The sequence below is a fragment of the Streptomyces sp. SID5910 genome, from assembly GCF_009862125.1.
Taxonomy (GTDB): Bacteria; Actinomycetota; Actinomycetes; order Streptomycetales; family Streptomycetaceae; genus Streptomyces.
The window spans coordinates 1-7,141 of record NZ_WWHX01000773.1 but is presented as its reverse complement, the minus strand read 5'-3'; the positions used below and the strand labels follow the sequence as shown (position 1 = coordinate 7,141).

Below are 7,141 nucleotides of genomic sequence, written 5' to 3'. Positions count from 1 at the left end.
GGCCTCGGGCAGGATCTCGGCGGCGGCGAGATAGAGCAGTACGCCGCCGAAGAGGCCGAGATACGCGCCGAGCGCGGTCTCCGGGATCGTGAAGAGGAGCGTGGACGCCGCGCCGACGACCGGGGCCACCGCGTCGGCGAAGAGCATCGCGACGGCGCGGCGGCGGGCGTTCCCGTACAGGCTGGTGAGCGTGTAGGTGTTGAAGCCGTCCGCGAAGTCGTGGGCGACCACCGCCATCGCGACCGCCGCGCCCATGCCGCCGCCGACCTGGAACGCGGCGCCGATCGCCACGCCGTCCATCGCGCTGTGCCCGACCATCGCGGCGGCCGCCGTCAGGCCCACCTCGGGCGTGCGGTGGCCGTGCTCGTCGGCGCCGTGCGCGGCGCGGCGGGCGGCGAGCAGGCGCTCCACCAGGTGGGCGAGCAGGAATCCGGCGACGAACAGCAGCAGGGCCGCCGGGACGCCGAACACCTCGTCGCCCGCCGCCTCCAGGGCCTCCGGCAGCAGGTCGAGGCCGACCACGCCCAGCATCAGGCCGCCGGCGAGGCCCAGGACCAGGTGGCGCCGGTCGGTCACGCGCTGCGCCGTCCAGCCGCCGGCCAGCGTCATCAGGAACGCGCCGAGCGCGACGAGAACCGCCATGCGCCCTTGGTATCCGATCAGCCCGCGTTCACGCGCGTCCGACAGCAGCAACCGCAGTAAATATGCGCAGGAGAGGACCGAATTCCATGGACCCCATGGCCCCCACCGCCGAGGCCGGTGCCGGCAAGGTGACCTTCGTCGGTGCCGGTCCCGGCGCCGCCGATCTGCTGACGTTCCGGGCCGCCCGTGCCATCGCCGAGGCCGACGTCGTGATCTGGGCGGCGAGCCTGGTCCAGGCGGAGGTCCTGGAGCACGCGCGGGAGGACGCGGAGGTCCTGGACTCGGCGACGATGTCGCTGGAGGACGTCGTCGCCGTCTACCGGCGGGCCCGCGAGGAGGGGCTGCGGGTGGCCCGTATCCACTCCGGTGACCCGGCGCTGTGGGGCGGTACGCAGGAGCAGCTCGACCGGTGCGCGGAGATCGGCATCGCGACCGAGGTCGTGCCCGGCGTCTCCGCGTTCTCCGCGGTGGCCGCGCTCGCGCAGCGGGAGCTGACGATCCCGGAGGTCGCGCAGTCCGTGGTGCTGACCCGGCTCGGCGGGGGCAAGACCCCGATGCCGCCCGGTGAGGAGGTCCGCGAGTTCGCGAAGCACGGCACGACCATGGCGGTCTTCCTGTCGGCGGCGCGCAGCGGCCAGTTGGTGCGGGAGCTGCTGGAGGGCGGCTATCCGACCGACACGCCGGTCGTCGTCGCCTATCAGGCGACCTGGCCGGAGGAGCTGGTCGTGAAGTGCACGATCGGCACGCTGGAGGAGACCGTCAAGGAGCACAAGCTCTGGAAGCACACCCTGTTCCTGGTCGGCCCGGCGCTGGACGCGCGCGGCACCCGCTCGCACCTGTACCACCCGGGGCACTTCCACGGGTACCGCAAGGCCGACCCGGAGGCCCGCAGGGAGCTGCGCGCGCGGGGTGCGAGCACGTGATCACGGTGGTCGGGGCGGGGACCGGTTCCCCGCTGCCCGAGGACGTCGCCGCCGGCGCGGAGCTGGTCGTCGGCGGGCGGCGCCATCTGGACGCCGTGCGGCTTCCGGAGGGTGCCGAGCGGGTCGTCCTCGGGGCGTTGGCGCCCGCCCTGGACACGGTCGCCGAGTACGTCGCGAAGGAGCGGCCGGTCCTCGTGCTGGCCTCGGGCGACCCGGGGTTCTTCGGGATCGTGCGGGCGCTGGCCGAGCGGTTCGGGCCGGAGCTGCTGGAGGTGCGGCCCGGGGTGTCGTCGGTGGCCGCCGCGTTCGCGCGGGCCGGGCTGCCGTGGGACGACGCGGTGGTGGCCTCCGCGCACGGGCGGGACCTGCGGACGGCGGTGAACCTGTGCCGCGCCCACCCGAAGGTGGCCGTGCTGACCGGGCCCGGGGCGGGTCCGGCGGAGCTGGGGGCCGCGCTGGCGGGCGAGGCGCGGGTGCTGGTCGTGGCCTCGGCGCTCGGCTCGGGCGCGGAGCGGGTGGAGCGGGTGACGCCGGCCGAGGCCGCCGGCCGGGACTGGGGCGGGGCGGTGAGCGTGGTGCTGTGCCTGGACGAGGCGCGGGCGCTGGGCCCGGTGCGTTCGGTGGCCGGGCCGCGGCCGGGGCCCGCCGGGTGGGCGCTGGACGAGGCCGCGTTCGCCCACCGCGACTCGATGATCACCAAGTTCGAGGTGCGGGCGCTGGCGCTGGCCCGGCTCGGTCCGCGCCCCGGCGACCTGGTGTGGGACGTCGGCGCGGGCTCGGGGTCCGTGGCCGTGGAGTGCGCGCGGCTCGGTGCCGCCGTCACCGCCGTGGAGAAGACGCCGGACGGGGTCGAGCGGGTGCGGGCCAACGCCGCCGCGCACGGGGTCGACGTGCGCGTGGTGCACGGCGCGGCGCCGACGGTGCTGTCGGGGCTGGACGATCCCGACGCCGTGTTCGTCGGCGGCGGCGGGCGTGAACTGCCGGCGATCGTCTCGGCCTGCGCGCGGCGCGCCCGGCGGTCCGTGGTCGTCGCGATGGCCGCCCTCGACCGGGTGCCGGCGGCGCGCGAGGCGCTGCTCGACGCCGGGCTGGAGTGCGACGGGGTGCTGCTCCAGTCGTCCCGGCTCGCGCCGCTGCCGGGGGACGTGACGCGGCTGGCGGCGACCAATCCCGTTTTCCTGCTGTGGGGCGTGAGGCCCGGCAGCCGTAGCGAAGAAACCGAAGAAGGAGGGGCCCAGTGATCGGCCTCATTTCCGCCACCGCGGCGGGTGCGGCGGCGCGGGACCGGCTGGCCGCGGCGTGGCCGGACCGCACGCGCGTGTACGGGGGTCCCGTCGCGGACGCCGTACGGGCCGCGTTCGCCGAGTGCGAGCAGCTCGTGTGCTTCCTGGCCACGGGGGCCGTGGTCCGGCTCGTGGCGCCGCTGCTGGACGACAAGCGGACCGACCCGGGTGTGGTGTGCGTCGACGAGGGCGGGCGGTTCGCCGTGTCGCTGGTCGGCGGGCACGGCGGCGGCGCCAACGAACTCGCCCGCGCCGTGGGCGGGGCGCTGGGCGCCGAGCCGGTGGTGACGACGGCGACCGACGCGGTGGGCCTGCCGGGCCTGGACACGCTGGGGCTGCCCGTCGAGGGCGATGTCGCCGGGGTGTCGCGGGCCCTGCTGGACGGTGAGCCGGTGGCGCTGCGGGCCGAGGCGGCCTGGCCGCTGCCGCCGCTGCCGCTCGCCTCGGAGGGCGCGTACGCGGTGCGGCTGACGGACCGTCTGGTGGAGCCGGCCGAGCGTGAGGTCGTGCTGCGTCCGCCGTCGCTGGTCGTCGGCGTCGGCGCCTCGAAGGGGGCGCCGGTGGACGAGGTGCTCGGCCTGGTGGAGGCGGCGCTGCGGGACGCCGGCCTGTCGGCGGCGTCGGTCGCCGCCCTGGCCACCGTGGACGCCAAGGCCGGGGAGCCCGGCATCGTCGGCGCCGCCGGGCGGCTGGGCGTGCCGCTGGTGACGTACGCCGCCTCGGAGCTGGCGGGCGTCGAGGTGCCCAACCCGTCCGACGCGCCGCTCGTCGCCGTCGGCACCCCGTCGGTCGCGGAGGCCGCGGCGCTGGCGGGCGGGGGTGAACTCCTCGTGCCGAAGCGGAAGTCGGAGCGCGCGGACGGCTCCCCCGCCATGGCCACGTGTGCCGTCGCCCGGCGTCCGGGGCGCGGGCGGCTCGCGGTGGTCGGGCTCGGTCCCGGCGCACGGGACCTGCTGACGCCGCGTGCGCTGGCGGAGCTGCGGCGGGCGTCCGTGCTGGTCGGCCTGGACCAGTACGTCGACCAGATCCGCGATCTGCTGCGGCCCGGCACCCGGGTCCTGGAGTCGGGGCTCGGCGCGGAGGAGGAGCGGGCGCGGACGGCGGTGGCCGAGGCCCGGCTCGGGCAGGCGGTGGCGCTGATCGGCAGCGGGGACGCGGGCGTGTACGCCATGGCGTCGCCGGCGCTGGCCGAGGCGTCCGACGACATCGACGTGGTCGGGGTGCCGGGCGTGACGGCCGCGCTGGCGGCCGGGGCGATCCTGGGCGCGCCGCTGGGCCACGACCACGTGTCGATCAGCCTGTCCGACCTGCACACGCCGTGGGAGGTCATCGAGCGGCGGGTGCGGGCGGCGGCCGAGGCGGACCTCGTCGTGACGTTCTACAACCCGCGCAGCCGGGGCCGCGACTGGCAGCTCCCGAAGGCGCTGGCGATCCTCGCCGGGCACCGGGAGCCGGTGACGCCGGTCGGTGTCGTCCGCAACGCGTCCCGCGCCGACGAGTCCAGCCGCCTGACCACGCTGGCGGCGCTGGACCCGGCGAGCGTCGACATGATGACGGTCGTGACGGTGGGCAACACGGCGACCCGTGAGATCGCGGGGCGCATGGTCACCCCGCGCGGCTACCGCTGGCAGGAGGCCTCCCGGTGACGCGTGTGGTCCACCCCATCGAGGAGGAGTCCTACCGGCGGCTGCGCGCCCGCCTGGACACCTCGCACTTCCCGCCGCTGACCCGGGCGGTGGTGGAGCGGGTCATCCACTCCGCCGCCGACCTGGAGTACGCGACCGACCTCGTCATGGACGAGGGCGAGCTGGCGACGGCGCACGCCGCGCTGCACGCCGGGGCGCCCGTCGTCGTGGACGTCGAGATGGTCGGCGCGGGCATCACCCGCCGGGAGACCGTCTGCCGGCTGCGGGACGCCGTCGCCGGGCCGGGACTGACCCGCTCGGCGCACGGCATGCGGCTGGCGTACGAACAGGTCGGGCCCGGCGCCCTCTGGGTGATCGGCAACGCGCCGACCGCGCTGGAGGAGCTGCTGACCCTGGACGCCTCCCCCGCGCTCGTCGTCGGGCTGCCCGTCGGCTTCGTCGGCGCGGCCGAGTCGAAGGCCGCGCTGCGCGAGAGCGGGCTGCCCGCCGTGAGCAACGTGTCCGAGAAGGGCGGGTCGGCGGTGGCCGCCGCCGCGCTCAACGCCCTGCTGTACCACCCGATTTCCGAGGAGAAACTGTGACCACCCCGCCCGCCCTGCTCATCGCCGGCCACGGCACCCGGGACGAGGCCGGGGCCGAGGCGTTCCGCGACTTCGTGCGCGAGCTCGGCCGCCGCCATCCCGAACTGCCCGTCGCGGGCGGCTTCATCGAACTGTCCCCGCCGCCGCTGGGCGAGGCCGTCGCCGAGCTGGTGGAGCGGGGCGTACGCCGGTTCGCGGCGGTGCCGCTGATGCTGGTGTCCGCCGGGCACGCCAAGGGCGACATCCCGGCGGCGCTGTCCCGCGAGAAGGAACGCCACCCCGGCATCTCGTACACGTACGGGCGTCCGCTGGGCCCGCACCCGGCGCTGCTGCGGGTGCTGGAGCGGCGGCTCGCGGCGGCCGTCGACCCGTCCTGGGACCCCGCCGAGGTGACCGTGCTCCTGGTGGGGCGCGGTTCGACGGACCCGGACGCCAACGCCGAGGTGTTCAAGGCGGCGCGGCTGCTGTGGGAGGGGCGGGACTACGCGGCCGTGGAGACGGCGTTCGTGTCGCTGGCGCAGCCGGACGTGCCGGGCGGCCTGGACCGGTGCGTGCGGCTGGGGGCACGGCGGGTCGTGGTCCTGCCGTACTTCCTGTTCACCGGCATCCTCCCGGACCGGGTCCGGCACCAGACGGAGGAGTGGGCCGCCGCGCACCCGGAGACCGAGGTGCGGTCCGCGGACGTCATCGGGCCCGAGCCGGAGCTGCTGGACCTGGTGTGGGAGCGGTACGAGGAGGCGGTGAAGGGCGATCTGCGGATGAACTGCGACAGCTGCGTGTACCGGATCGCGCTGCCCGGCTTCGAGGACAAGGTGGGCCTGCCGCAGCAGCCGCACTTCCACCCCGACGACGACGGTCACCACCACCACGGGCACCATCACGGGCATGGACACGCGCACTCCCATGCACACTGACCCCGGCGGCCTCGACCTGCGGCACCACGGGGACGCCGAGGTCCGGGACGACGGTTCGGCGCTGGTGGACCTCGCGGTGAACGTCCGCGCGGACACGCCCCCCGCGTGGCTGCGCGAGCACGTGGCCGGCTCGCTCGGCTCCCTCGCGGCCTACCCGGACGGGCGGGCCGCGCGGGCGGCGGTGGCGGCGCGGCACGGGCTGCCGGTGGAGCGGGTGCTGCTGACGGCGGGTGCGGCGGAGGCGTTCGTGCTGCTGGCGCGGGCGCTGAAGGTGCGCCGGCCGGTGGTGGTGCACCCGCAGTTCACGGAGCCGGAGGCGGCGCTGCGGGACGCCGGGCACACGGTCGGCCGGGTGCTGCTGCGGGAGGCGGACGGCTTCCGGCTGGACCCGGCGGCGGTGCCGGAGGACGCCGACCTGGTGGTGATCGGCAACCCGACCAACCCGACGTCGGTGCTGCACCCCGCCGACGCGATCGCGTCCCTGGCCCGTCCGGGGCGGACGCTGGTCGTGGACGAGGCGTTCATGGACGCGGTGCCGGGTGAGCGGGAGGCGCTGGCCGGGCGGGCGGACGTGCCGGGGCTGGTGGTCCTGCGCAGCCTCACCAAGACGTGGGGCCTGGCGGGGCTGCGCATCGGCTACGTCCTCGCCGCCCCGGACACCATCGCCGACCTGGAACGCGCCCAGCCCCTGTGGCCCGTGTCCACGCCCGCGCTGGCGGCGGCCGAGGCGTGCGTGGCGCCGCGCGCGCTGGCGGAGGCGGCCCACGCCGCCCACCGCATCGCCGCGGACCGCGCCCATCTCGTCGCGGGACTAGGGCGGTTCGCGCCGGCCGGACTCCGGGTCACGGAGCCGGCCGAGGGCCCCTTCGTCCTGATCCGCGTGCCGGACGCGGCGACCACACGCCACCGGCTGCGCACCCTGGGGTACGCGGTCCGACGGGGGGACACGTTCCCGGGCCTGGACACGGACTGGCTGCGCCTGGCGGTACGCAGCCGAACGACGACAGACGGCTTCCTGGAGGCCCTGGAACGGGCGCTGACCCAGCCACCCGCTTAGCTCGCTCAGCCTGCGGGCAGTCGTGCCTCCCCCAGTGCCTGAACGGCCTGGGAGGTGCCCCCAGGGCGGCACGGGTGGGCGCAGGCGGCACCCCG

The 7,141-nt window shown here is 76.5% G+C and carries 7 protein-coding genes; 6 read left to right on the top strand and 1 reads right to left on the bottom strand.

All coding sequences use genetic code 11. The annotated features are described in order from the left end of the window. Nucleotides 1-642 (bottom strand): ZIP family metal transporter (locus GTW67_RS27325; RefSeq protein WP_161167445.1); only part of this gene is annotated, 642 nt, incomplete at its 3' end. An 86-nt stretch (nucleotides 643-728) separates the two neighbouring features. Between GTW67_RS27325 and cobM the strand changes: the two genes are divergently transcribed. From cobM to cobC, 6 genes are read left to right on the top strand one after another with little or no spacing between them, the layout of a single operon-like run. Further along, nucleotides 729-1,565 carry a precorrin-4 C(11)-methyltransferase gene (gene cobM, locus GTW67_RS27320; RefSeq protein WP_524539827.1) on the top strand — a complete coding sequence of 279 codons (837 nt, stop codon included), beginning with the start codon at nucleotides 729-731 and terminating at the stop codon, nucleotides 1,563-1,565. Beyond that, nucleotides 1,562-2,806, top strand: a complete 1,245-nt coding sequence (gene cbiE / locus GTW67_RS27315) for a precorrin-6y C5,15-methyltransferase (decarboxylating) subunit CbiE (protein WP_161167444.1) — start codon at nucleotides 1,562-1,564, stop codon at nucleotides 2,804-2,806. The genes cobM and cbiE overlap by 4 nt, the downstream gene beginning before the upstream one ends. Then, a complete protein-coding gene (gene cobJ, locus GTW67_RS27310) occupies nucleotides 2,803-4,494 on the top strand; it encodes a precorrin-3B C(17)-methyltransferase (RefSeq protein ID WP_161167443.1) in 1,692 nt (563 codons plus the stop codon). The genes cbiE and cobJ overlap by 4 nt, the downstream gene beginning before the upstream one ends. Continuing rightward, nucleotides 4,491-5,075 carry a precorrin-8X methylmutase gene (locus GTW67_RS27305; protein ID WP_161167442.1) on the top strand — a complete coding sequence of 195 codons (585 nt, stop codon included), beginning with the start codon at nucleotides 4,491-4,493 and terminating at the stop codon, nucleotides 5,073-5,075. The genes cobJ and GTW67_RS27305 overlap by 4 nt, the downstream gene beginning before the upstream one ends. Next, on the top strand, nucleotides 5,072-5,989 hold the full coding sequence (locus GTW67_RS27300) for a CbiX/SirB N-terminal domain-containing protein (protein ID WP_161167441.1): 918 nt from the start codon (nucleotides 5,072-5,074) through the stop codon (nucleotides 5,987-5,989). The genes GTW67_RS27305 and GTW67_RS27300 overlap by 4 nt, the downstream gene beginning before the upstream one ends. Further along, nucleotides 5,961-7,046 (top strand): Rv2231c family histidinol phosphate aminotransferase CobC, encoded by a 1,086-nt coding sequence (gene cobC, locus GTW67_RS27295; protein ID WP_237519057.1) that lies wholly within the window; start codon nucleotides 5,961-5,963, stop codon nucleotides 7,044-7,046. The genes GTW67_RS27300 and cobC overlap by 29 nt, the downstream gene beginning before the upstream one ends. The last annotated feature ends 95 nt before the right edge of the window (nucleotides 7,047-7,141 follow it).